Genomic DNA, 24,664 nt, shown 5'->3' with positions numbered 1-24,664 from the left:
CTAATTGTGGGGATAGAAGGAGGTCGTTTCAATTCGTATGCTGTAATCAGCGGCATCAATTTAATTAGCGTAAATCAGTAATGAAACTAGATGTCTTAGCCCTCGGCGCGCATCCCGATGATGTGGAAATGTCCTGCACTGGCACGCTGCTGGCCAGCATGGCGGCCGGCAAGAAAGTGGGCATTGTCGACTTCACGCGGGGCGAGCTGGGCACGCGCGGCACGCCCGCCATTCGGGCGGCTGAAGCCGCTGCTTCCAATAAAATTCTGGGCATTGACATCCGCGAAAACCTGGGCATGGCCGATGGCTTCTTTCGCAACGACCGGGAGCACCAGCTGCCGCTTATCGCCGTCATCCGGCGCTACCAGCCTGAGGTAGTGCTCTGTAATGCCATTGTTGACCGGCATCCCGACCACGGTCGCGCTGCGCAACTAGCCGTGGAGGCCTGCTTTCTGGCCGGTTTACGCATGATTGAAACCATCGGTGATGATGGCCAGCCGCAGGAAGCCTGGCGGCCTAAAAACGTGTATCACTACATCCAGGACCGTCAGCTGACGCCCGCATTCGTGGTCGATATCACGCCCTATTGGGAGAAGAAGTGGGAGGCCATTCAAGCCTTCAAAACCCAGTTTTTCAACCCGGATTTAGATGCCCCGCAAACTTACCTTTCCAGCCAGGCCTTTGGCCGGTTTATGGAGGCGCGGGCGCGGGAATTTGGCCATATCATTGGCGTCGAGTTCGGCGAAGGCTTCACGGTAGCGCGGCCGGTGGGCGTGCGCGAGATAGGGGATTTGCTGTAGCAGCGGCGCAATGGGCCGGGGATGATGGTGGAAAGGACATTTGAGGTTGAATTCCCACCATGAAAACAATTCTACTCGCCGGTTTTCTTTGGCTTTTATTCCTCCAGCCTGCTGCGGCCCAGTGGCAATGGCTTAACCCTAAGCCCAATACCTATCCGGGAAAAGTGGTGCGCTTTGTGAGCGCCAACCGGGGCTTCGTGCTCCAGGGAATTGGTTCGCTGCTGCGCACCGATGATGCCGGGGCCACCTGGCAGGAAGTGAAGCGCTACCCCGATGCCGCTGACCTGGACTTTTCGCCGGATGGAATCGGCTATTTGCTCACGCATCCCGGCGTGCTGTGGCGCAGCACCGACGGCGGCACTAGCTGGGCGCGGGTGTCTGGCGCGCCCCAAACGGCCCCGCAGTATGGCGGCTATAGCCAGCCCTTGTTACAGAACTATTACACCCGGCTTCACGCCATCAGTGCTGAATACGGTGGTGGAGCTGACGAACAACGGCCTCGTGCGCCGCTCCGTTGATGGTGGCCGCCATTGGCAGGAATCGAGCAGCGGCGTCCCGGTATTGAGCAGCTTTTTCGTGTCGGGGAAAGTGGGGTTTTTAGGTTCGTGGGGTGGGAAAGTTTACAAAACCATTAACGGCGGCGCCACCTGGACCAAACTGTCGGAGGTCAATTATTTCCCCTCCGAAATCACCATGCTCCACTTCATCTCGTCGCGGGTGGGGTTTGCGCACCGTGAGCACAGCGACCTGTTGCGAACCGCCGATGGCGGCCTGACCTGGACGCTGGTATCGAATAGTATGCAGGATATTGCCGACATGCACTTTCTGTCGGCCACGGTCGGCTTTGCGGTGGGCGATTACGGAACCATCTACTCCACCACCAATGCAGGGCTGACCTGGACTGCTATTGGTCCGGCTGCAAACTCCGGCTTCATCAACGGCAACTACTGGAGCAGCGTCCGCTTCACCTCGGCCAGTACGGGCTATGTGACCGGCCGGGGCAACAAAGGCCCCATCATGCGCACCACCGATGGCGGCCAGACCTGGCAGCCGCTTGGCCCGCTTATGGGCAATATTCAGGCAGTCGCGTTTCCGGGCAATGGGGCATTGGGCTATGCCCTGAGCACCAGCGGCCTGCTGCGCACCACCGATAGTGGCGATAACTGGGCGCTGCGCTCCCAAATGGCGGGAACCCAACTGGCCTGCCTCGACGCCAATACGTTGCTGGCGGTGAATGGCAACATCGCCCGCTCAGTTGATGGCGGCCAAACCTGGACCACCATCACAATTCCAGCCCGCTACTACGGCACTACTGTCGTCTCAACCCTGAGCATGGTGAACGCCCAAGTAGGCTACGCGGGCGGGCTCGATGGCAATGGGTACGTTATTGCCCGCACTACCGATGGCGGCCAGACGTGGCAGCTGCTCAACGGAACCTATACGCAGGGCATTCGCAAGCTCAACTTTGTGTCGGCCACCACCGGCTTTGCCACCGCCTTCGGCGACCTGTTCAAAACTTCCGATAGCGGCCTGACCTGGCAGCCCGTTCGGCTTAACCAATATGGCACTCCGAGCGACGTGCAATTCCTCGACCAGCAGGTTGGGTATGTGCTCGATGAATACGCCGTGGTGTACAAGACCACGGACGGCGGCGCTACCTGGACGCCCCTCGAAATCAACCGCTCGCGAGGGTATTCAACCGGCCACACCCTGCGCCTACACTTCGTCGACCGCGACAATGGCTGCGTGCAGGACGATGCCGGTTCTATTTTCCGCACTGCCGATGGCGGCCGTACCTGGATTTGGGAGCGTAACCTGGGCTCGCAGGCGATGGGGTACACCCACGGTGGGCAGTCGCTGGTGCTGGGCGGGGGCAACGGCATGCTGGTGCGGCGCTCACTGGCTGTCAGTCCGCTGCCGTTTCGGGCCGAAGCCCTGCCGCCGGTGGCCCTCACCGACAGCAGCGCCGTGCTGGCGGGCACGCTCACAAGCACTAACTGTATTGTTGATAGTGCCCGCTTCGAGTTTGGCCCGGCCAATGTACCCGGCCACAGCCAAGTGGCCTTGGCCTACCCCGCCCTGTGGTACGGCAGCGACTCGCTGCGCGCCCGCGTGCCCAGCGGCCTGCTGCCCGCCACAGCCTACCGTATGCGCATCCGGTTCCTTCACAACGGCACCTACTATTACAGCGCCGAATCGAGCTTTACCACCCCGGCACCGCCCGTTCTGCCCGAGCCCGAGCTGACGGCCTACCCCAACCCCACCAGCGGCTATCTGCGGGTGCTGGCCCCGGGCGGCAAGGGTACTGCCCACCTGGAGCTATTCTCGCTGCAAGGCAACCGCGTGGCCGAAGCCACCGGCACGGGGTTGGACCTGCGCGCTGTGCATAGCGGTATCTATGTGCTGCGCGTCAGTCTGGGCGAAAAAGTGTACCGCCGCCGCATCATGAAGCTGTAACTAACCAGAAAAACCCGGCCGGCGCGGTGGGCGCGCATGAGTGGCTGTTGCGCACTTCGAGGTCTGTCAGGCACATTGATAGCAGGTGAGAGCGGGATGGATATCAAATCGGCAAGCGCTTGATGACTGGGGCATATTGAGCTGGGCTTTCGCGCAGAATGGCTTGCCCCGTCGGAAACTAATGGGAAATATTTCCCGTTAATAAAGAAATATTTCCCACATTTGAGGAAAGAACTAATTCCCAATACATATGGCTGCCTTTGCCACTCCTCCCGTCGCCATTTATTCGCCTGCCCTGCGGAGCCTGCAAGCCACCGTGGCCGATTCCTTCGCCCTCGTGATGGAAGCCCGCACCGGCGTGCCGGCCAAAACGGCTTTCGACGTGGCCTCGCTGTTAAAGCTGAGCGCCGATGAGCTGGCTGCTCTCCTGCATACCACCACCAAAACCTTGCGCGCTTACCGCGAGGGCAAAAAGCGCCTTGGCCCCGCCGCCAGCGAGCAAATCCTGAAACTACTGGCCCTGGCCCGTCAGGGAGAAGAGTCCTTTGGTGCGCTGCCGGCCTTCCGCCGCTGGCTCGATAAGCCCGCCTACGGCCTCGACAACCAGCCGCCGCTGGCCCTGCTCGAAACGAGCGGCGGTATCGACCTAGTGGCCGCCGAAGTCGCCCGCATCGCCTATGGGGATTTTGCCTAACAGAACGTTATGCTGCGCCCCGCGAAGCACGACGTTCGATTAACTTCTCCCAGTGGAAATCTACCGCATCTGCCTGGCCAAATACGCCGGCGAGCTCGTCGCTTCCGGCAACCCCGGCCGCTGGAACCTGCGCGGCCAGCTGGTCATCTACGCCGCCGGCAGCCGCGCCCTGGCCTGCCTCGAAAACGTGGTGCACCGCAGCGGCGAGGGCCTCAACAGCCTCTTCAAAGTCATCCGCATTGAGGTGCCGGATACGTTAGCCGTCGAAGAACTGACGCTGGACCAGATGCCGACCGAGTGGCAGCTGCCGCGCCATTACGCCCGCTGCCAGCCCTTGGGAGCAGCCTGGTACCAGCGCCAGAAGGCGGCCGTGCTGCGGGTGCCGTCCTCCATCATCGCTCACGAGCACAACTACGTGCTCAATACCCAGCACCCGGATTTTGGGCAGGTGAATATCGTGGGCTGGGAGGACTTTGAGTTTGACCCTCGGATTAAAGAGGCGTAAAGAACCCGACTACTTCAACTGTCTTATCGATAAATGGATTTAAAAACGTTAGAAGAAGCACTGATAGCAGGAAGGTTTCGCGGCTGGTACCTAAATGGTGGCTTACCTAACGAAACCTACACTATTGGCAAAACAACTCGTGGATGGGAGGTTTACTATAGCGAAAGGGGCCAGAAATCTAATTTGAAAATCTTTACTAGCGAATCTGAAGCGTGCAAATACTTTTGGGATACTATCGGTGGTGACAGCGAAGCTGTTTAGAAAGTCCCCGAACGGTCATGCAGCGCGCAGCATCTTGCTCGCATCGTCAGGCCCGTTCAACGATGCGAGCAAGATGCTGCGCTGCGCTCTGCATGACCGGTTGAGTACCTTTTGTGACTTTCTAAACAACTCCGGCTTAACGAAGCTGTAGGCGCAATAAAAAAGGGAAGCCCGGCGTCAGCCATGTTTCCCTTTTCTTTTAAAATTGAGGGCGTTACCGCACCCCCAACCGGTTCCGCCGCCAGCCCGAAACCTCCGCGCCACCAGTTTCACCAGTTGCGGCAGTTGTTTTAGGTTTCTTATCACTGAGCAGCATCGCACCCAGGGCGGCGGCTACTTTGGCCGTGGCTTCATCCGGCGTGATGGGGGCGAGGTCGGCGGGGGAGAAATGGTCCTTGATGAAGTTGGTATCGAAGTCGCCGCTCACGAAGGCGGGGTGGCGCATTACGTAGGCTCCGAAGGGCAGCGTAGTTTCGATGCCGGTGATTTTATACTCCTCAATGGCACGCAGCATGCGGGCGATGGCCTCGGCGCGGTCGGCCCCGAAGGTAACCAGCTTGGCAATCATCGGGTCGTAGTAAATTGGGATTTCCATGCCCTGCTCGAAGCCATCGTCGACGCGCACGCCGGGGCCCTGGGGGCGCACGTAGGTGGTTAGGGTTCCGATGTCGGGCAGGAAGTTGTTTTGCGGGTCTTCGGCGTACACGCGCAGCTCCATGGCGTGGCCGGTAATGGTGAGGTCGTCCTGCGAGAAGGCGAGGGGCTCGCCCTGGGCTACTTTTATCTGCTCTTTCACCAGGTCGAGGCCGGTGATTTGCTCGGTCACGGGGTGCTCTACCTGCAGGCGCGTGTTCATCTCCAGGAAGTAGAAGTTGCGCTGGTCATCGAGCAGGAATTCCACGGTGCCGGCGCCCGCGTAGTTGCAGGCGCGGGCCACGTCCACGGCGCAGCGGCCCATTTCGGCGCGCAGCTCGGGCGTGAGCACCGACGAGGGCGCTTCCTCAATTACCTTCTGGTGGCGGCGCTGGATGCTGCACTCGCGCTCGAATAGGTGCACGATGTTGCCGTGCTCATCCCCCAAAACCTGAATTTCGATGTGGCGGGGGCCGGTCACGAATTTCTCGATGAATACCGCGCCGTCGCCGAAGGCCGACACGGCCTCGTTGACGGCCAGCTGCATTTGCTCCTCGAACTCATCGGCCCCGTTCACGATGCGCATGCCCTTGCCACCGCCGCCGGCCGAGGCCTTGATTAGGATGGGAAAGCCGACTTCCTTCGCAATCTCCTTGGCGGCGGCTACGTCCGAAATGGCTTCGTCGGTGCCGGGCACCAGCGGGATGTTGTAGGCTTTCACGGCTTGCTTGGCCGAGAGCTTGTCGCCCATCATTTCCATGGCCTCGGGGCTGGGGCCCACGAAAATCAAGCCTGCCGCGCGCACCATGCGGGCAAAGCCGGCATTCTCGGAGAGGAAACCGTAGCCGGGGTGAATGGCATCAACCCCTAATTCCTTGCAGACTTCAATGATTTTATCGCCGCGCAGGTAGCTGTCTTTCGAGGCGGGCGGGCCTACGCATACGGCCTCATCGGCGTAGCGCACATGCAGGGCATTGCGGTCGGCCTCCGAGTAGATGGCCACGGTGGCAATGCCCATTTCCTTGGCGGAACGGAGGACGCGGAGGGCAATTTCGCCCCGGTTGGCGACGAGCAGCTTGGTGATTTTTTTCATGTGGGTGGGAGGGGAGCAATTCAATCAGTAGAGTTATGCTGAGCGCGGCTAGCGCAACGCGGCCGCATTGGCAATTCAATGGTGGTAACGAAGCCGTGAAGCTGCTTCGTGGGGCGCTGCACGACGGGCCACAGGGGCAATCGAGGCAAAGCGCCCACAAAGAAACTGCGAAACCACGCCCCGCCGGCAAACCCTCGGGCCATTACGCGGTTATTAAGCCCAAATTATATACATCCGCGAAGCGGTGGTTACCTTTGTGGTTAGCCTCGTTTTGGGTTGTAAAAACAATAGTAATTCCCAAAGCGGCAGTTCCCCCGCCTTTTCTCACCCTATTACCATTTTTTCAGTGGATATTTTTGACCGGGTTTCGGCCAACCGTGGGCCTCTGGGTTCGCATTCAAGCTATGCGCACGGCTACTTTGCTTTCCCCAAGCTGGAAGGTGAAATTAAGCCTCGCATGATTTTCCGGGGCAAAGAAGTGCTGACCTGGAGTCTGAACAATTACCTCGGGCTGGCCAACCACCCCGAGGTGCGCAAGGCCGATGCCGACGCGGCCGCCGACTACGGCATGGCCCTGCCCATGGGCGCGCGCATGATGAGCGGCAACTCCACGCTGCACGAGCAGCTGGAAGACGAGCTGGCCGAGATAGTGATGAAGCCCACCGCCACGCTGCTCAACTTCGGCTATCAGGGCGTTGTGTCCATCATCGATGCGCTGGTGAATCGCCACGACGTGATTGTGTACGACGCCGAGTCGCATGCCTGCATCATCGACGGGGTGCGCCTCCACGCCGGCAAGCGCTTTGTGTACAACCACAACAACATGGCCAGCCTGGAAAAGCAGCTGGAGCGCGCCAAGCGCCTGACCGATGAAACCGGCGGTGGCATTCTCGTTATCACCGAGGGCGTATTCGGCATGTCGGGCAACCAGGGCGACCTGCGCGGCGTGGTGGCACTGAAGGAAAAATTCGACTTCCGCCTCTTTGTTGACGATGCTCATGGCTTTGGCACGATGGGCGCCAAAGGGGCCGGAACGGGCGAAGAACAGGGCGTACAGGACGATATCGACCTTTATTTTTCGACCTTTGCTAAGAGCATGGCCAGCATCGGCGCGTTCGTGGCCGGGCCGGAAAGCGTAATTGACTATTTGCGTTACAACATGCGCAGCCAAATTTTCGCCAAATCGCTCCCCATGCCCCTCGTAGCGGGTGCGCTAAAGCGGTTGGAGTTGCTGCGCACCCAGCCGCAGCTCAAGGAAAACCTCTGGACCATTGTGCGCGCCATGCAGAGCGGCTTGCGCGAAAAAGGCTTCAATCTGGGCACGACCACCTCGCCGGTAACGCCCGTGCTGTTGGAGGGCACCGTGGCCGATGCAACGCAGGTAACGCTGGATTTGCGTGAGAATCACGGTATTTTCTGCTCTATAGTGGTGTATCCGGTGGTGCCGAAGGGCGTGATTATGCTGCGCATCATCCCCACGGCCGCTCATACGCTTGCGGATGTGGAGGAAACGATTGTGGCCTTTACCGCCGTGGCCGATAAGCTCAAAAAGGGCCTCTACAGCCGTACTACTGCGATTCCGGAGGCAGTTTAAAACGGCACTGCCAACTACCCACGCGGGCTGCCTGTAGAGGTAGCCCGCGTTCTTATTTTTGGACTATTCTAATGACAAGGCCGTTTGCGCAGATTGCGCAAACGGCCTTTTTTTTGGCGAAATCTGCCTTTGAAAGCCGGGAAGGGCGTTTTAAAAAAAAAGTGAAAAACTTGCTTGCATTTGAAATCCCTGTATATTAGGGCCGGCTTAACACCACCACAAACTTATTTTTCACCCCAACCCCAACTTCCAATGAACAATTTTGGCAAACTGAAGGACCTCGTGATGTCGCTCGAAGACGATTTCTCGAAATTCTACGACAAGCAGAACGCCGCTGCCGGTACCCGCGTACGCAAAGGCATGCAGGAGCTGAAAACGATGGCTCAGGCATTCCGCACCGAAGTGCAGAACACCAAAAACACCGGTGCGGCTGCGGCTGCTCCCGCTGCCAAGGCTCCGGCTGCCAAGAAGGCCGCCCCCGCCAAGGCTGCTCCGGCTAAGAAAGCCCCCGCTAAGAAGTAATTCTGAACCACGGGTTCGTGCGGATTCTTCGGATTTCGCGGATTCTGTGGACGAAAAAAAGGCCCCTCCGCTTGGTGGGGCCTTTTTTGTTGGTAGCTGGGCATCCGGCATGCCGGGCGTAGCCGAAGATTCTTGCTTGCAACAGTAATCCTATCCTTCAACGGCAAAGAAGCGCGAAAGCATGCGTGATATCTCGGCTGCGCCCGGCAGGACGTTGTTTTTACACCAACTCGACCAGGAAGTAGTTCTTTTTGCCCTTCTGCACCACCAGGTATTTGCTGGCCAGATGCTGCAGCGCGGCCACTGACGCATCGGGGGAGGCTACTTTCTCGCGGTTGATGCTCACGCCGCCGGCCTGAATCATCTTGCGGGCTTCGCCTTTGGAAGGGAAGATTTTGTGCAGGGTGAAATCGCTGAGGAAGGTAGTGGTGTTGAGCTCGGTCATCTCAGCGCGGAGCACGCGCAGGTGCGGCACGCCGGCGAATACATCGAGCAAGGTCGCTTCATCGAGCGAGGCGAGGTCGCCGCCGCCAAACAGGACCTGCGAGGCGGCAATGGCAGCTTCGGTGGCTTCGGCGGAATGCACGCGGGTGGTTACGTCGGCCGCCAGGGCCTTTTGCAGGGTGCGCAGGTGCGGGGCGGCCGCATGCTCGGCTTCGATGGCCAGAATCTCGGGCTCGCTGAGCAGCGTGAACACGCGGATGAGGCGCGGGGCGTCCACATCGGCCGAGTTGAGGAAGAATTGGTAGAACTGGTAGGGCGAGGTGAGGGCGGGGTCGAGCCAGACGGTGCCGGTTTCGGACTTGCCGTACTTGGTGCCATCGGCTTTGGTGATGAGCTGGCCGGTGAGGGCGTAGGCTTTCGCTTCGCGGTCCTCGGCGTTGGAAAGGCGGCGGATGAGCTCGGTGCCGGTCGTGATGTTGCCCCACTGGTCGCTGGCGCCCATTTGCAGGGTGCAGTTCAGCGTTTTGTTGAGGTGCACGAAATCGTAGCCCTGCAGTAGCTGGTAGCTGAATTCGGTGTAGCTGATGCCGTCGGAGCCGCTGTCCTCGTTGCCACTGATGCGGCGCTTTACCGAGTCCTTGGCCATCATGTAGTTCACTGTGAGGTGCTTGCCGACTTCGCGCAGGAAGCCCAGAAAGCCAATTTCCTTGAACCAGTCGTAGTTGTTCACCACCAGTGCGCCGGTGGGGCCTGCGCTGAAATCCAGGAATTTTTCCAGCTGTGCCTGAATACCAGCCTGGTTGTGGCGTAGGGTGGCTTCGTCGAGCAGGTTGCGCTCGGCTGATTTGCCGCTGGGGTCGCCAATCATGCCGGTGGCCCCGCCTACCAGGGCCACGGGGCGGTGGCCGGCGCGCTGCAAATGCACGAGTAACATGATGGTGGCTAGGTTGCCGATGTGCAGTGAGGCCGCCGTGGGGTCGAAGCCAATGTAGCCGGTGATGGGGGCGTTGGCCGCGAGGTGTTCGGCGGTGCCGGGCATGGCGTCGTGAAACATGCCGCGCCAGGTCAGTTCTTCAATGAGATTCAATGAGTAAATGAGTAAATGAGTAAATGAGTAAAGTGGCGTATTCGGCAGGCGAGAGCCATAACCCGAAATAGCGCCGTAGCGCCCTTGCCCGCAAAGGTACTAGGCAGCTTTACCTTTGTCAGGAGCGAAGCTGGTGCCTACGGCATACGCCACTTTGCTCATTTACTCACTTACTCATTTACCACTTGATACAGGAAGCCGACGCGATACTTAAGCAGCTCCAGCAGCGGCAGTTTCAGCCCGTATATTTTTTGCAGGGCGAGGAGCCGTACTACATTGATGTGGTGGCCGATTTGATTGAGAAAACCGTGCTGGCCGAGCATGAGCGCAGCTTCAACCAGGTGGTGGTGTATGGCAAGGATGTGGACGTGACGGCCATTCTGGGCCAGGCCAAGCGCTTCCCCATGATGGCCGAACGCTCGGTCGTCATCGTGAAAGAAGCCCAGACCGTGGCCGACCTGGAGCAGGAGCGGAGCTGGCCTTTTCTGGAGGCCTACCTGAAAAATCCGCTGCCGAGTACCGTGTTGGTGTTCTGCTACAAGCACAAAACGCTGGACAGCCGCAAGAAGCTGGGCAAGTTGCTTTCGGGCAAAGACTCGTCGGCCGTGCTCATGACCAGCAAGAAGCTCTACGACAATCAGGTGCCGCAGTGGCTCACGGCCAACGTGCGCAGCCGGGGCCAGCAGATTACCGGTCAGGCCACGGCCATGTTGGCTGAGTACATCGGGGCCGACCTGGGCCGGCTGGCCAATGAAGTGGACAAGCTGGTGCTAAACCTCAAGCCCGGCCAGCCGATTGATGAGGAACTGGTGCAGCGCATGGTGGGCATCAGCAAGGACTACAATATTTTTGAGATGCAAAAGGCACTGGTGCAGCGCGATGTGCTCAAAGCCAACCGTATTCTGGCCTACTTCGCGGCCAACCCCAAGGCCAACCCGCTCATTCCGAATCTCACGCTGCTGTTCAACTTCTTCACCAAGCTGCTGGTGCTGCACCAGGCCGGCCCGAACCCGCCCGATGGCGTATTCAAGAGCCTGGGCATCCTCAACAGCTTCGCCCAAAAGGAATACCAGCAGGCCCTGCGCGTGTTCCCGCCCGAGCGGGTGGTGGGCCTCATCCACAACATCCGGCGGGCCGATGCGCAGAGCAAGGGCATCGAAAGCGGCTCGATGGACGATGCCGAGATTCTCCGGGAGCTGGTGTGGCTGATTCTGCACAACGTACCGGCCGGCGTGCTGGGGTAACAACAGCCCAATCATGGCCGTAACGGGAGTGTATCTCACCTTAAACTGATTTCACTCATGAGCGATAACCAACCTAGCGGCTCCCTCGGGGGCCTGATTTCCGGCCTGTTCGGCAGCTGAACCAACGAAGAAGGCACCCGTACCGGCGGCTCCAATTCCGGCAAACTGGTAAAAGGTGCCCTGCTGGCCGCTGGTGCGGCTTACCTCTACAAGCGCTATAAAAGCGGCAATATGAACGTGCCGGGCATTACGCCCAAATTCAAATAGTCGGTCGGCTGCGGTACGCTCAACACTTGAAATCGTCCCGTCGGCAATTGTCGGCGGGGCTTTTTTTATGGCTTGCTGGAATTGATAGTGATAAATGAGGTTGTTAGAAGGCTTTACAGCTGCCGCAGTTTATTAGCTGTCGTCTATGGGCGTGGGCCCAAACATAGCTAGGCCGCCGCCTTCGAAGCCAATTACAAGCCAGCCGCCGTTGGCAAGTGTATGGGTTGCCAATTGCCAAGGTTCTCCGGAATCTACGCAACGGCCTTGTACGGTAAACCGATAGCCATTTTGAAAAGTGAGTGCCAGTGACCCATCCGTAAGATATTCTAATGCAGTTATCGGCTGAAGATTGATTTTGTAGAAAAACAGCAACGCCGTCTCTTCAGCACTTCTTGCATCGTGAGTCAAGTCGGGCTCAAAAAGCAGTTTACTATCAATGGAGAGCATGATATCATCATGACCATTGCGGAATTCAATGCACAAAACCTGATGATAAATGCCAAAGCTTTCCACGCACGCACCAAGCAGTTGTTGCTGTAAAAAGACAACGGTAAGTGCCTGATTGTAGCCAGGCGACTCTGAGGTGTTGGATGTAGGGGAGACCATGGGCACAAGGTAAGTGGAGGTGCAGTAATGTTTCAAGCGCGTTCATCCGGCAATGAAATCTGCCTTTCCGCGTTAGATGGGCAACCTACGGGCATTTATCGCTACTTTTGGCGAGTTCCCGGGCCCGGTGCGGCCCCTCCACGACAGGTATTTACATGAAGCTATTTCCCCGGCTGGCGCTGGCCGCCACCCTGAGTGCCGCGGCACCCATGGTAGCCCAGGCCCAGCAAACCCAGGTTTTCGCCTCCGATGAGCGGCACTTTCAGGAAGGGTTGGAGTTGTTTGACCGCGGCCAGTATGGCGCGGCCCAGGAGGCCTTTCGACAGTATCTGGCCATTGTGCCGGTGCACAGCAGCCAGGCCGGCCCCGCCGCCGGCGACCGCACCGCCGATGCCGAGTACTACTACGCCGTGAGCGGCCTCTACCTCTCGCACCCCGATGCCGAGGGCCTCATTCTGGATTTCGCGGCTAGGCACCCGGCCCACCCGCAGGCCGCCGCAGCCTACTTCGAGTTGGGCAAGTTTTACTTCGACCAGAAAAACTATGAGTCGGCCATCCGCTACTTCACCAAGGTAGCGCCCGATAACCTGAGCAACGACCAGCGCGCCGAGTCTGATTTCAAGCTCGGCTATAGCTATTTCGAGCAGAAGGACTACGAGAAAGCCCGCTTGCTGTTCGACCGCAACAAGCAGGTGCAAAGTCAGTATAAGTACGCCAGCTCCTACTATGCCGGCTACCTCGGCTACCGCGCTGGCGACTATGCCGCCGCCCGCGCCGACCTCGGTGTGGCCGAGCAGAACGACGCCTACAAGCCGGTAGTGCCGGCCATCATCACCCAGATTTACTACAAGGAGGGCAACTATGATGGCCTGATTGGCTACGCCACCAAGGCGCTGCAAAACACGCCCCCGCCCCAGAATTCCGACGAAATACAGCTGCTGGTGGGCGATGCGCACTACCAGAAGGAACAGTACAAGGAGGCCGCCGAGTATTACGATAAGTACGCCGCCGTGCACCAGAACCGGATTGAGCCGGCGCTGCAATACAAGATTGGCTACGCCAATTACAAGATGGGCGACTTCAAGGGTGCCATTGCCAACCTGAAGAACGTGGCCGTGCGCCGCGATTCGCTGGGCCAGAATGCGGCCTACCACCTCGGCCTGAGCTACGTGCAGGCCAACCAGAAGCCCCAGGCCGTAACGGCTTTTGAGGCCGCCCGCCAGGGCACGTTCGATAAGAATATTGCCGAAAACGCCACCCTCAAGCTGGGCCAGGTGCAATACGAACAGGGCAACCTGCCCGAGGTTATCAACGTGCTACGCGACTTCCGCAAGAAATTTCCGCGCTCGAAAAATCAGCCCATCGTCGATGACCTGCTGAGCAATAGCTTCCTGTCGTCGACCGACTACCCGCAGGCCCTGACCTATCTCGAAAGCATCGACGACCGCAGCGAGAAGCTGGATGCTACCTACCAGCGCGTGGCCTATTCCCAGGCCGCCTTGCTGTATAACAACGGCAACTACGCCCAAGCGCTGCCACTGCTGGACAAGTCCCTGAAATTCCCGTCCGACGATGGCCTGCGGGCGGCGGCGCAGGTGCTGCGGGGCGAGATTTTCAGCGTAGGCCAGCAGTATCCCGATGCCATTACTGCCTATGCCGCCGCGGCGCGTTCGGTCCGACGGGGCGGGGTGAGCCCTGAAGAGGCTGATTTTGAGCAGAAAGCCCGCTACGGGCTGGGGTATGCCTACTACAATACCAAGCAGTACGACAAGGCCCGCCCGCAGTTCGCCGCCTTCCTGAACGATACCGACGCCAAGCCCGCCGACCCCAACTACTACGACGTCACCCTGCGGCTGGGCGATACGTACTACGTGTCGAAAAACTACCAGCAGGCCCTAGACCTCTACGACAAGGTTATCAAAGCCAACGCGGCCGATAAGGACTACGCCTACTACCAGAAGGGCCGCACACTGGGCCTGATGGGCCGCCGCGAGGAGGCCACCAGTACGCTGGCCGCGCTGCTCAAAACTAACCCCGACTCGCGCTATGCCGAGGAAGCCGTATTCCAGCAGGCGCAGCTGGCGTTTGAGGCCGGCGAGTACCAGCCGGCCGTTGCCGGCTTCTCGCGCCTGATTGAGGGCCGTCCCAACAGTCCCCTGATGCCGCAGGCCCTGCAAAAGCGCGGCGTGGCCTACGCCAACCTCCAGCAGCAGGACAAAGCCGTAGTCGATTTCCAGCAGGTGCTGACCGGCTACCCGCGCAGCGAGGCCGCCGCCCAGGCACTCTACAACTTGCAGGAAAGCCTCACGGCGTTGGGCCGCACCGAAGAGTTTGACTCGGCGCTGGCTGCTTTTAAAGTCCAGAACCCCGACAGCAAGGCCACCGAGAGCGTAGAGTTTGAAGCGGCGAAGTCATTATATCTAGCTGAGAAATACAAGCCTGCTATCCTGCGCATTGAGTCCTACTTGAAGCAGTACCCCGAATCTTCTCTCGGAGCCGATGCCCGGTTCTTCCTGGCGGATTCATACCTGAAAACCGGCGACAAGCAGCAAGGCCTTACCCGCCTGCGCGCCGTGGTAGCCGAGGGCAAAAGCGAGTTTCTGAACCGGGCCGTGGGCCGGCTCGCCGACCTCGAATTCGAAAACAAGAGCTACCTCGAAGCGGCTAAGCTCTACGAGCGCCTGCGGGGGGGCAGCACCAACCGCCGCGAAGTGGCCAATGCCACTCTCGGTCAGATGCGCAGCCTGTATGAGAGCGGCGACTACCCCGGCACCCGCCGCGTGGCCGAGGAGCTGCGTACCCAGGCCGGAGCCACCGCCAACGCGACCAATGCCGCGTTGCTCTACTTAGGCAAGGCCAGCCTGCGTGCCGAAAGCTATGACCAGGCCGCTACCGAGCTGGCAACAGCTGTCACCGCCGCCCCGAACGACATCAACGGAGCCGAAGCCCAGTATTACCTGGCCGAAACGCTGTTCAAGCAGAAAAAGAACGAGGAAGCCAAAGCTGCGGCTCTGAAAGTCAACGCCGACTTCAGCAGCTACTCGCTGTGGCTAGGCCGGGCTTTCCTACTGATTGCCGACATCTACGCCTCGGAAGGCGACAACTTCCAGGCGCGCGGCACCCTGAATTCGCTCATCGACAATAACTTCCCGGTGCCGGAAGTGCTGGAAACGGCCCGGCAGCGCCTCAAAACGCTGGGTGCCGACCAGGTCGAGGAAACCACTCCGCCCACCAAAGCCCCGGTGAAAGCGCCCACCAAAGCGCCGGCCAAAACCCCGGCCGCTCCGGCCGGCACGCCCACCAAGCCCACCACCGCGCCCCCCAAAGGCAAAGCCCCGGCCCCGCGTACCAACCTGCGCGGCACCACCACCGCCCCGGCCGATACTACCCAGCGTTAGGAACGGCGCATTTACTTCAAAGAAAACCAGTTGCTGATGAAGCGTTTGACGATAAATAAAAGCCGTTCTACCAAATCCTCCGGCGGGCGGCTGGCCACCGGGCTGGCCCTGGCTGCCGTGCTGGCTGGCGGCGTAGTGCCCGCGGCCTCCGCGCAGGCCCAGCCCACTAAAGGCAAGTACAAGGGCAATATTGAGGAGGCCGAGATTGAGATTGTGAAAGAGCGGGTGAACCAGCTGCCCGAGGCCACCCGCAACTTCGATAAAATCAAGCTCCCGACGCCGCCCAAAGTGGAGCGCAAGGTGGCCTACACCTTCTCCGATTTCCGCCTGCCCGCCGACCGCCTCACGCCTTCGGTGAAGGTGCTCACCATTCGGGCCGAGGAGCCTACGCCCCTCACCGGCAATTTCGTAAAAGCCGCCATTGGCAACTACGGTACGTTCTACGGGCGCGGCTACTTCCACAGTACCCGCAATACCGACCATGCTTATGGGTTGGATATCAAACATGTAAGTTCCATTCAGGGGCCCGTGGATGGGAAGAACTCCCGGATGTCGGAAACCAGCGCCCACGCCATGGGCGAAATCTATCGGGGCACCGCCGCCATTGGCGCTACCTTGGACTTTGGCCGCGAGCGTTACAATTTTTACGGCTACGAGAAAGCGGCCAATGGCGGCCCGGTGGCAACGCCCGAATCCGGCGATATCAAGCAGACCTTCAACCGTTTTGCTGTAAAAGCCTACGCCCACAACCGCGACCCCGAGCAGCAGTTGACATACGATGCCGGCGTCGGCTACCGCTATTGGGCCGACAATTTTGCTGCCTCTGAAAGCGATGTGCGCCTGAATGCTAAAGTTGGCTATGCCCTGGGCGAATCCAGCCGCATCACCGTGGCCGCCGATGCGTCCTTCATCTCGGATAAGGACCAAGCGGCGACTTCCCTTAAAACGCCCAACCCACTGCAAACCAGCCGTACCCGCACCTTCGTGCAGGCCACACCGGCCTATGAGTTTCTGCGCAACAACATTGCCTTCTCGGTGGGAGCCACGCTGGGCTATTCCTCGGATACTACCACCAACGTAAGCAAGGGTGTGGTGTACCCGGCCGTGCGCCTCGGCTATACCATTGAGCCCGAAAAATTCATGGTGTACGCCGGCCTCGGCGGCGCTCTGCAACGCGTGACCCGCTACGACCTGAGTACCGAAAACCCCTGGCTGAACCGGGGCCTGAACGTGGCCGATACCCACCGTGGCCCCACTGTTTACGCCGGCTTCACGTCCACGCCTGCCCGGGGCCTGGAGTTCAATGTGAAAGCCACCTACGCCCGCGACCGCAACCTGTACTTCTATCTCAATAATCCTGTCGACCCTACTAAGTTCGACCTCGTGTACGACCAGAACGCCACCGGCGTGCTCAATATCCACGGCGAGCTGCTGTATAATGCGGCCGAAAAATTCCGCCTCGGCACCCGGGTTGACTATAATAAGTATGCGCTCAAAAACCTGCCCCAGCCGTTTCACCGCCCCGAATTCCAGGCCTCGGTGTTTGGCACCTACAATGTTTTCGACAAGCTGATGGTGGGGGTGGAAGGCTACTTCTTCGCGGCCAGCTACGGCATCAGCTACCGGCCGGCCGTTACCGCCGGGGCCGCGCGGGTAGCCGATTTCTACCGCGCCACCGACCCGATTATCGACCTGAATCTGCGCGCCGACTACCGCATTACGCCAAAAATATCCATCTTTGTAATGGGTAATAACCTTGTAAACCGGCAGTACCAGCGTTTCTACGGATATCCCGTGAAAGGTATTAACGTATTGGGGGGAGCTACCTACACGTTTTGATTGGGAACTTAGGGTCTTAGGGTCTTGGGAACTTGAATGTTAGGGATTGAAGCCGTCCGGTCCGGTGCTGCTGCTGCTCATTTCAGATATTCATTTTTCCGAATGCTACCAAGGCTGAGTTTCCATGTTTCAGAATTCTCAAGTCCCGCATATGCACCTCGCCGACCACATTCGCCCCCTTCTCCGTGACCACGATTGCGTGATTATTCCGGACTTCGGGGGGCTTGTGGCCGATGTGTCGCCGGCCCGGGCGCAGCCCGGCCGCCAGGCCCTGAGCCCACCCACCAAACTGGTCGCCTTCAACCAGGCCCTTACCCGTAACGACGGTCTGTTGGTTGATGCCCTGAGCCAGCACCTGGGCTTATCCATCGCGCAGGCCCGGGAGGCCGTGCGCGCCGCCGTAGCCGGCCTGCAGCAGGAGCTCGACGACACGAACCGGACCGAACTGCCGGGCATCGGCATTTTCCGCCGGGCGGCGGGTCGGGGCCTCGCTTTTGAATACACCGGAACCGATAATCTGCTGGCGGCCGCCTTTGGCCTGCCGGAGCTGGCTGCCCGCCCCGTGCGCGCTGCCGATGCCCGCGTCAAAGGCCCGCAGCCTATTCTGCGCAGCGGGGGTGCCCGCCGCACCATGTTGGTGCGGCTGCTGCCGGCCAGCATCATCGCCATGGCCGCCGGCCTGCTGCTACTGGCCAACTACCAGGTAGCGATGAAAGCCGGCTACCTGCCCGTGAGCTGGCAGGGCACCATGCCCCGGTGGGAGTGGGCGCAGCGCCAGCCCGGCATTGCCACGCCAATCATCACCGAGCCCCAGCAGGCTACGCTCAGCCAGCAGGACTTTCGGATCCGTGCCACCGAAGGCATGACGCCGGTTGAAAGCACTCCTGCGCTGCCCGCGCCGGAAATGGCAGCGGAAAATAGCGCGCCCATCAGCCCGTCGCTCAAAGTGGAAACGCCGGAAGTAACCGTCAGCGCCGCAGCAACCCCGGTAGTTGAAGCAGCTCCGGTCGCTTCCAAAGTAGTTGCCAGCAGCGCCCCGGTGGTGGCCGCTGCCACACCGGTAGCCCCAGCCGCCGCCCCCGTGGTGGCAAAAGCCCCGGTCGCTATGGGCAGCACCATTACAATTAAAAGCCGCACTGGTCGTTGCTACGTCATTGCTGGGGCCTACCGCAGCCTGGCTGGTGCCGAGCAGGGCCGCAAGCTGCTGGCCAAAAGCGGCCACGCCTCGCACATCATTCTGCCCCCCTTCGGCAGCCGGTTGTTCCGCCTCACGGCCGCCGACTACTCCGACATGGCCTCGGCCCAGCGCGAAGCCCAGCGCCTACGCATGAGCACGCACTGTGACTATAATACCTTGAAATTTTAATCGTCCGCATGTCCGTATTCCTCCTGCAAGTGGTTCCCGCCGCTGCCGATACTATTAGTACTGCCGCCGTCGCTGCTGCCCCCCTTGCCGATACCAGTGTCCCAGTCATCGACCTGCTGCTGCGCGGCGGACTGATAATGATTCCGTTGGTAGCGCTTTCCATTCTCTCGGTTTACATCATCATCGAGCGCTACTTCACCATTCGCCGGGCCGCCGGCAATCCGGAGGCTTTCATGGCGGGAATCCGCTCGCTCATGGTGAAGGGCGATTTGGCCGGCGCCAAGCTCTACTGCGCCCAGAATGCCTCGCCACTAGCCCGCATGGTAGAAAAAGGCCTGCGCCGCATTGGCCTGCCGCTGAAGGAAATCGAAACCAGCGTGGAGAATGTGGGCAAGATTGAAATTGCGCGCCTCGAAAAAAACATCAGCATCCTGGGCATCATCGCCGGTATCGCGCCCATGATTGGCTTCGTGGGTACCATCATAGGCGTTATCAAGATTTTCTATTCCATCGCGGCCACCAAGGAGTTTGGTATTCCACAAGTAGCCGACGGTCTGTATGTCAAGCTGGTAACCTCGGCCACCGGCCTCATCGTCGGCATTATTGCCCACGTGGGCTACCACTGGCTGAGCATATTGGTTGAGCGCATGGTATTCCGCATGGAAAACTCGGCCATCGAGTTCATGGACATTCTGCAGGACAACTAATTGAGTTAAGAGTTCGGAGTTAAGAGTTGGCGTTGCCTGAATCTATAGATAGGTTATGCAGAACGAAAAACCCTTAACTCCGAACTCTTAACTCATAACTTAAAAGTTATGAACCTTTCCCGCCGTCACCGCCTCACTTCGCACGTCGAAACCGGGGCCATGAACGATATCATGTTCTTTCTGATGTTGTTCTTTTTGATTGCTTCAACGCTGGTTAACCCCAACGTAATTAAGCTCTTGCTGCCGAATGCTAAATCCAGCAAGCAAGTGATGAAGCAGCCCATTACCATTTCGGTGGATGCGGCCGGGCAGTACTTCGTAAACAAAAAGCCCGTTGCGCCCGCCAACGTCGAGCCCGAGCTTGTGGCGCTAATCGGCAATGCTCCAACTACTGAGCAGCCCACCGTGGTACTGCGCGTCGATGCCTCATTGAACGTTCAGAAGCTGGTTGATATTTTGGAGGTTGGCAACCGCCTCAAGCTGAAAATGGTGATGGCCACTCAGGCCCAGCAGGCTGCCGGTAAATAAGCCGATTTTAGCTGGTAAAGCGTACACTGCATCATGGCTATCGACTATCAAGAACCGCACCGCCGCGAGGGCCTGATTGGCACTCTGGTAGTGCACGGGGTGTTGTTGCTGTTCTTTATTTTCTCCGTATTTAAAGGTCCGAACCCGCCACTGGCCGCCCTGGGCGGTGGCGACGGTGTGGAGCTGAACTACGGCATCGACGAGGCCGGCTCGGGCAATGTGCAGAGCATGGCCACGGCCAACAAATCGCTTAACCGCGAAGACAGCCGCCCGCCCCAGGCCAGCCCCGACCCGCAGCCGCGCCCCGTGGCCGTGGCTACGCCAACTCCCACGCCGCCTTCGCAGGAGAAGATAATTACCAGCGAAGCCGAGGAAAGCCCCGTGTCGGCGGCGCCGGTTGAAACGCCCGCGCCGCCCAAGGAGGAAGTGAAAGCCGCGCCCAAGGCGCCCCGCAAAGTAGCCGTGACGTTTGCTCCCAAAGGCAGCGCCACCGGCGGCGGCAACGGCGTGAATGGCACCAGCAATACCCCCACGGGCAACAACAATGGCGACCGGCCCGGTACCGTGGGCGACCAGGGCGACCCGAATGGTACCCTCGATGCTACGGCGCTCTACGGGGCCCCCGGCCGGGGCGGAAGCGGCAGCAGCCCCGGAAGTGGTGGCTTGGAAATGAGCGGCTGGCGTTTTGAAAGCAAGCCGGTGGTAGAGTCAGTAGACGACAATTCGGGCGTGATTCGCTTCAAAATCAAGATTGCGGCCGACGGAGAGGTAGAATCGGTAACCAAGGTTTCGGGGAACGTGTCGCCATCGCAGGAAAAGCTGTGCCGCGACAAGCTGCTCGATACCAACTTTATCAAGACCAACTCTGCCCCCGGGGGCGCAACCGGTTTTTACACGTTCAAATTCTCGGTCAAGTAGCCTTCCGGCCAACTTATTCAAGTCCCGCCGCCTGTTAGCAGACGGCGGGGCTTTTGCGTTGGTATCAGCTCGAAATACTGTTAATTTGTGCTTTCTCCCCCATTTTCGCTATCCCGTGACTTATCAGGAAACCCTTACTTACCTCTACGAGCAGCTCCCTATGTTTCAGCGGGTGGGCGCGGCCGGCTACAAAAAAGGCCTTGGTAATACCTTAGCCCTGGCTGAGGCGCTGGGACATCCGGAGCGTAAGTTTCGGAGCGTGCACGTGGCCGGCACCAATGGCAAAGGCAGTAGCTCGCACCTGCTGGCAGCAGTGCTCCAGGCGGCTGGTTATAAAGTAGGCCTGTACACTTCGCCGCACCTGCGCGAATTCACGGAGCGCATTAAGGTGAATGGGCAGGAGCTGGTTCCGGCGTATCTGGTGGAGTGGGTGGCGTGCTGGCAGCCGCTGTTTGCCGAAATCAAGCCGTCGTTTTTTGAGATGTGTGTGGCGCTGGCGTTCGACTACTTTGCTCAGCAGCGGGTTGATATTGCCATAGTTGAGGTTGGCCTCGGCGGCCGGTTCGATTCCACGAACATCATCACGCCGCTGGTGTCGCTCATCACCAACATCAGCTTCGACCATCAGGCCCTTTTAGGAAACACGCTGCCTGAAATTGCCGGCGAGAAAGCAGGCATTATCAAACCCGGCGTACCGGCCGTGGTAAGCCAGACCCAGCCCGAAGTAGCGGATGTGTTCCGGAGCGAAGCCGCCGTGAAGCTCGCGCACCTCGTTTTTGCGGACCAAATCTATCAGGCCACGTTTGCCGCCGAGCCCTCGCCCGAAACGGGCCTGCGCCCGATTGCCGTGAGCCAGCACGGCCGGCCCTACCTGCCCAATGCTGAGCTGGGCCTGCCCGGCGACTACCAGCAGCATAACCTGCCCGGCGTACTCGCTACCCTGGATGAGCTGCGGGCCCAGGGCTTCCGCATCACGGAGGCGGCCGTGCGGACCGGCCTGCGTCAGGTCACGACGCTTACCGGCCTGCGCGGGCGTTGGAGCATCATTGGCCGGCAGCCGCTGGTGGTGTGTGATACGGGGCATAACGCGGCCGGTCTGCAGGCCGTAATGGCTCAATTACAACGTGTTCCGCATGAGTGTTTACATTTGGTAATAGGTACCGTGAACGATAAGGACGTGGCTGCCATGCTGGCACTGCTGCCGAAAGAGGCCACTTACTACTTCTGCGCGGCTACCATCCCGCGGGCTTTGCCGGCTGCCGAGCTGGCGGAGCAGGGGGCCGGGCTGGGCTTGCACGGGCAAGCCTATGGTTCGGTGGCAGCGGCGGTAGCAGCGGCCCGCAACGCGGCTGGCCCCCGCGACGTGGTTTTTATTGGCGGCAGCACCTTTGTGGTGGCCGAGGTGGAGGAACTATACGCCCCGACCTGACCAACCCGCTTTACCTTTGTACATCAACAAAGACCTACTGATTTGCCCCGAGTTAAGCTTCAGCGTTTTACCGATAACGCCTCCCGTCCCGATATCATTGAGCCGGGCAAACCTGAATACGAACAGCTGGGTGGCCGCTGGCGTACCGATTTTTTTGCTGCGCCTCACCCGCTGACACTGGAAGTGGGCTGTGGCAAAGGCGAATACACCGTGGGCCTGGCCCAGCGCCATCCCGGCCGCAATTTCCTCGGGCTTGATATCAAAGGGGAGCGCATCTGGCGGGGCAGTACCCGCGCCGCCGAAATGGGGCTGACCAACGTCGGCTTCGTGCGGATGCGGGCTGAGGCGATGGCCGCTCAGTTTGGTCCCGGCGAGTTGGATGAAATCTGGATAACCTTTCCCGACCCCCGGCCCCGCGACCGCGACATCAAGCGCCGGCTGACTTCGCCACGCTTCCTGGGGCTGTATGAACAATTGTTAACTCCGGGTGGGATGCTGCACTTGAAGACTGATAATGAGGGGCTTTTCGAATTCACCCTGGAAATGCTGTCGGCTCGTCCCGGCGCTACCGTGGAGCGTTTTACCCGGGATTTATATTCGGAAACCGACCCGGAGTTCTCCGAAGCCCAGGCCATTCAGACCAACTTTGAGGGGAAGTACCGCGCCATTGGCGTGCCCATCAAATACGTGCAGTTTCGGCTGACGTAAACCAATGCTGTCTGGCTTCGGGCCAAACGAAACGCCCACGCAGGTGGCCATTACTACATGGTCCTGCGTGGGCGTCGCACTTATCAGGCAGGCCGATTTAGTCGATTTCCAGGGCCTCAAATACGGCTTCCAACTGGTCGAAATCGCGCAGGCCCGGCTTCACTTCATCGCCGGAGGGGAACACCAGACCTGCCAATGGGAGGGACGTGGCTAGCGTGCGGGCGCGGTCAGGATGCAGGCCGGGGCCGAGCCACAGGGGCTTTAGGGCGCTGATTTGTTGCAGGGCCACACGGGTTTCGGGCGTTTCGGACGTTGGCAATTCCAGCACGAAACCGATGGGCGAAGTGGGTAGCGACTGGCTCAGGGCGGCGAAATCCGCTGGTAGCTCCAGGTACACCGGCGGGGCTATTTCGGCTAGCTCCTCGCTGGTGCGGGGGGTGCGGAGCAGGATGGCATCCAGGCTGCATTCGGCGGATATAGCGTTAATTTCATGGGCACTAAGCTGGTCGAATTCACCTATTAGTTCAACCCCGGCAATCCAGCCGGCCAACTCTTTTACGGCCTTGGTATCGAGGTGCCCGGGCAGGCTGGGGTCGAGCACAAAGGTCAGTTTATCGGCACCCATGCCGGCACAGTAGCGGGCATCGGAAAGGTTATTGATGCCGCGAATAAGAATAGGAACGAGGTGGGGCACAGCGGAGGCGAGGAGATGAAAAGAAGCCGCCCGGCAAGTACGGCGCGGGCAACGGACGCAGGCCCGATGGGCCCGCCACAAAAGTAGCGCCGAAGCGGGAGCCCGGCCGTATTTGAGGAGTGCGCGGCCGCCGTATCTTCGCTGCCATGAATGGAACCCGCCGCACGCCCTTGCTAGCCCCCTCATTTCTGGCCGCCGACCTGGCCAATCTGCAGGCCGAAACCGAGCGCCTTGCCACCAGTGCCGCCGACTGGCTGCACTTTGATGTGATGGACGGCCGGTTTGTGCCCAATATTTCTTTCGGCCTGCCCGTGCTGCAAGCCGTGGCCCGCTACGCCAAACAGCCGATTGATGTGCACCTTATGATTGAGGAGCCGCAGCATTACCTGGCTGCTTTCCGCGACGCGGGGGCCAGCAGCATCACGGTGCATTACGAGGCCTGCCCGCACCTGCACCGCGTGGTGCAGCAAATCAAGCAGCTCGGTTGCCGGGTTGGGGTGGCATTGAACCCGGCCACGCCGGTGGCACTGCTCGAAGACATTGCCGCCGACCTCGACGTGGTGCTGGTGATGTCGGTGAACCCGGGCTTCGGCGGGCAGGCATTCATTCCGAATACGCTGAAAAAAGTGGCCATGCTAAAGGAGCTGCTGCTGAATACCGGTTCGGAGGCGCTGATTGAAGTGGATGGCGGGGTGAACATGGACAACGCCGGCTCGCTCGTGGAAGCCGGCGCCGACGTGCTGGTGGCGGGCAACTTCGTGTTCAGCGCGCCCGAGGGGCCGGTGGCCACGCTGGCCCGCCTGCGCGACCACCTGGCCGGCCTGGGGATGGATGCCACGGCCGCCGGCCGCCGGCAATAGTTGGGCCGTC

General features: G+C 59.8%; 21 protein-coding genes and 1 pseudogene. 18 read left to right on the top strand and 4 right to left on the bottom strand.

Annotated features, from left to right (window positions below; genetic code table 11):
* Positions 1-80 precede the first annotated feature (80 nt).
* From bshB1 to KQ661_RS13680, 6 genes are all read left to right on the top strand, one after another.
* Positions 81-800, top strand: coding sequence for a bacillithiol biosynthesis deacetylase BshB1 (bshB1, locus tag KQ661_RS13705; protein WP_216688865.1), 720 nt, complete (start codon positions 81-83; stop codon positions 798-800).
* A 59-nt stretch (positions 801-859) separates the two neighbouring features.
* Positions 860-1,318: a WD40/YVTN/BNR-like repeat-containing protein gene (locus KQ661_RS13700; protein ID WP_216727282.1), complete on the top strand. Its 459-nt coding sequence runs from the start codon at positions 860-862 to the stop codon at positions 1,316-1,318.
* Positions 1,263-3,257, top strand: a complete 1,995-nt coding sequence (locus tag KQ661_RS13695; protein WP_216727281.1) for a YCF48-related protein — start codon at positions 1,263-1,265, stop codon at positions 3,255-3,257. The genes KQ661_RS13700 and KQ661_RS13695 overlap by 56 nt, the downstream gene beginning before the upstream one ends.
* A 250-nt stretch (positions 3,258-3,507) precedes the next feature.
* Positions 3,508-3,951, top strand: a complete 444-nt coding sequence (gene parS / locus KQ661_RS13690) for a type II RES/Xre toxin-antitoxin system antitoxin (RefSeq protein WP_216688863.1) — start codon at positions 3,508-3,510, stop codon at positions 3,949-3,951.
* 52 nt (positions 3,952-4,003) lie between these two features.
* The gene (locus KQ661_RS13685) at positions 4,004-4,456 is read left to right on the top strand and encodes an RES family NAD+ phosphorylase (protein WP_216688862.1); all 453 of its coding nucleotides are present in this window, start codon (positions 4,004-4,006) and stop codon (positions 4,454-4,456) included.
* 33 nt (positions 4,457-4,489) lie between these two features.
* Positions 4,490-4,717 carry a hypothetical protein gene (locus KQ661_RS13680; protein WP_216688861.1) on the top strand — a complete coding sequence of 76 codons (228 nt, stop codon included), beginning with the start codon at positions 4,490-4,492 and terminating at the stop codon, positions 4,715-4,717.
* Between the two features lie 214 nt (positions 4,718-4,931).
* Here KQ661_RS13680 and accC read toward each other — a convergent pair whose 3' ends face one another.
* Positions 4,932-6,443 carry an acetyl-CoA carboxylase biotin carboxylase subunit gene (gene accC / locus KQ661_RS13675; protein WP_216726224.1) on the bottom strand — a complete coding sequence of 504 codons (1,512 nt, stop codon included), beginning with the start codon at positions 6,441-6,443 and terminating at the stop codon, positions 4,932-4,934.
* A gap of 346 nt (positions 6,444-6,789) precedes the next feature.
* On the opposite strand from accC, the gene KQ661_RS13670 reads away from it, so the two are divergent.
* Positions 6,790-8,037 (top strand): aminotransferase class I/II-fold pyridoxal phosphate-dependent enzyme, encoded by a 1,248-nt coding sequence (locus KQ661_RS13670; protein ID WP_216726223.1) that lies wholly within the window; start codon positions 6,790-6,792, stop codon positions 8,035-8,037.
* Between the two features lie 252 nt (positions 8,038-8,289).
* A pseudogene (locus KQ661_RS22895) lies at positions 8,290-8,460 on the top strand (histone H1); the annotation flags it as partial.
* Positions 8,461-8,779: 319 nt separating this feature from the next.
* On the opposite strand, the gene tyrS reads toward KQ661_RS22895, so the two are convergent.
* Positions 8,780-10,090 carry a tyrosine--tRNA ligase gene (tyrS, locus tag KQ661_RS13660; protein WP_216727280.1) on the bottom strand — a complete coding sequence of 437 codons (1,311 nt, stop codon included), beginning with the start codon at positions 10,088-10,090 and terminating at the stop codon, positions 8,780-8,782.
* A gap of 185 nt (positions 10,091-10,275) precedes the next feature.
* On the opposite strand from tyrS, the gene holA reads away from it, so the two are divergent.
* Entirely contained in the window at positions 10,276-11,334 is a 1,059-nt protein-coding gene (gene holA / locus KQ661_RS13655; protein WP_216727279.1) for a DNA polymerase III subunit delta, read from the top strand.
* Between the two features lie 399 nt (positions 11,335-11,733).
* Here the strand turns inward: holA and KQ661_RS13650 are convergent, their stop codons facing one another.
* Positions 11,734-12,207 carry a hypothetical protein gene (locus KQ661_RS13650; RefSeq protein ID WP_216727278.1) on the bottom strand — a complete coding sequence of 158 codons (474 nt, stop codon included), beginning with the start codon at positions 12,205-12,207 and terminating at the stop codon, positions 11,734-11,736.
* A gap of 155 nt (positions 12,208-12,362) precedes the next feature.
* On the opposite strand from KQ661_RS13650, the gene KQ661_RS13645 reads away from it, so the two are divergent.
* The 8 genes from KQ661_RS13645 to trmB all read left to right on the top strand — a co-directional run bounded on the left by KQ661_RS13645 (position 12,363) and on the right by trmB (position 23,100).
* Complete coding sequence (locus tag KQ661_RS13645; protein ID WP_216727277.1) at positions 12,363-15,605, top strand: tetratricopeptide repeat protein; 3,243 nt, start codon at positions 12,363-12,365, stop codon at positions 15,603-15,605.
* 36 nt (positions 15,606-15,641) lie between these two features.
* Positions 15,642-17,444: a TonB-dependent receptor gene (locus tag KQ661_RS13640; protein WP_216726217.1), complete on the top strand. Its 1,803-nt coding sequence runs from the start codon at positions 15,642-15,644 to the stop codon at positions 17,442-17,444.
* 151 nt (positions 17,445-17,595) lie between these two features.
* Positions 17,596-18,810 (top strand): HU domain-containing protein, encoded by a 1,215-nt coding sequence (locus tag KQ661_RS13635; protein WP_216726216.1) that lies wholly within the window; start codon positions 17,596-17,598, stop codon positions 18,808-18,810.
* Between the two features lie 8 nt (positions 18,811-18,818).
* Positions 18,819-19,517 (top strand): MotA/TolQ/ExbB proton channel family protein, encoded by a 699-nt coding sequence (locus KQ661_RS13630; RefSeq protein ID WP_168672923.1) that lies wholly within the window; start codon positions 18,819-18,821, stop codon positions 19,515-19,517.
* 108 nt (positions 19,518-19,625) lie between these two features.
* A complete protein-coding gene (locus KQ661_RS13625; protein ID WP_216688852.1) occupies positions 19,626-20,045 on the top strand; it encodes an ExbD/TolR family protein in 420 nt (139 codons plus the stop codon).
* A gap of 33 nt (positions 20,046-20,078) precedes the next feature.
* Positions 20,079-20,963: a hypothetical protein gene (locus tag KQ661_RS13620; protein ID WP_216688851.1), complete on the top strand. Its 885-nt coding sequence runs from the start codon at positions 20,079-20,081 to the stop codon at positions 20,961-20,963.
* An 85-nt stretch (positions 20,964-21,048) separates the two neighbouring features.
* Positions 21,049-22,392: a bifunctional folylpolyglutamate synthase/dihydrofolate synthase gene (locus KQ661_RS13615; RefSeq protein WP_317196112.1), complete on the top strand. Its 1,344-nt coding sequence runs from the start codon at positions 21,049-21,051 to the stop codon at positions 22,390-22,392.
* A 42-nt stretch (positions 22,393-22,434) separates the two neighbouring features.
* The gene (trmB, locus tag KQ661_RS13610; RefSeq protein ID WP_216727276.1) at positions 22,435-23,100 is read left to right on the top strand and encodes a tRNA (guanosine(46)-N7)-methyltransferase TrmB; all 666 of its coding nucleotides are present in this window, start codon (positions 22,435-22,437) and stop codon (positions 23,098-23,100) included.
* A 97-nt stretch (positions 23,101-23,197) separates the two neighbouring features.
* On the opposite strand, the gene KQ661_RS13605 is transcribed toward trmB, so the two are convergent.
* Positions 23,198-23,794, bottom strand: coding sequence for a beta/alpha barrel domain-containing protein (locus KQ661_RS13605; protein WP_216727275.1), 597 nt, complete (start codon positions 23,792-23,794; stop codon positions 23,198-23,200).
* Between the two features lie 146 nt (positions 23,795-23,940).
* On the opposite strand from KQ661_RS13605, the gene rpe reads away from it, so the two are divergent.
* Positions 23,941-24,654: a ribulose-phosphate 3-epimerase gene (gene rpe / locus KQ661_RS13600; RefSeq protein WP_216688848.1), complete on the top strand. Its 714-nt coding sequence runs from the start codon at positions 23,941-23,943 to the stop codon at positions 24,652-24,654.
* Positions 24,655-24,664 lie beyond the last annotated feature (10 nt).

The sequence above is a fragment of the Hymenobacter siberiensis genome, assembly GCF_018967845.1.
Taxonomy (GTDB): Bacteria; Bacteroidota; Bacteroidia; order Cytophagales; family Hymenobacteraceae; genus Hymenobacter; species Hymenobacter siberiensis.
This window is presented reverse-complemented; position numbering and strand designations above follow the sequence as displayed.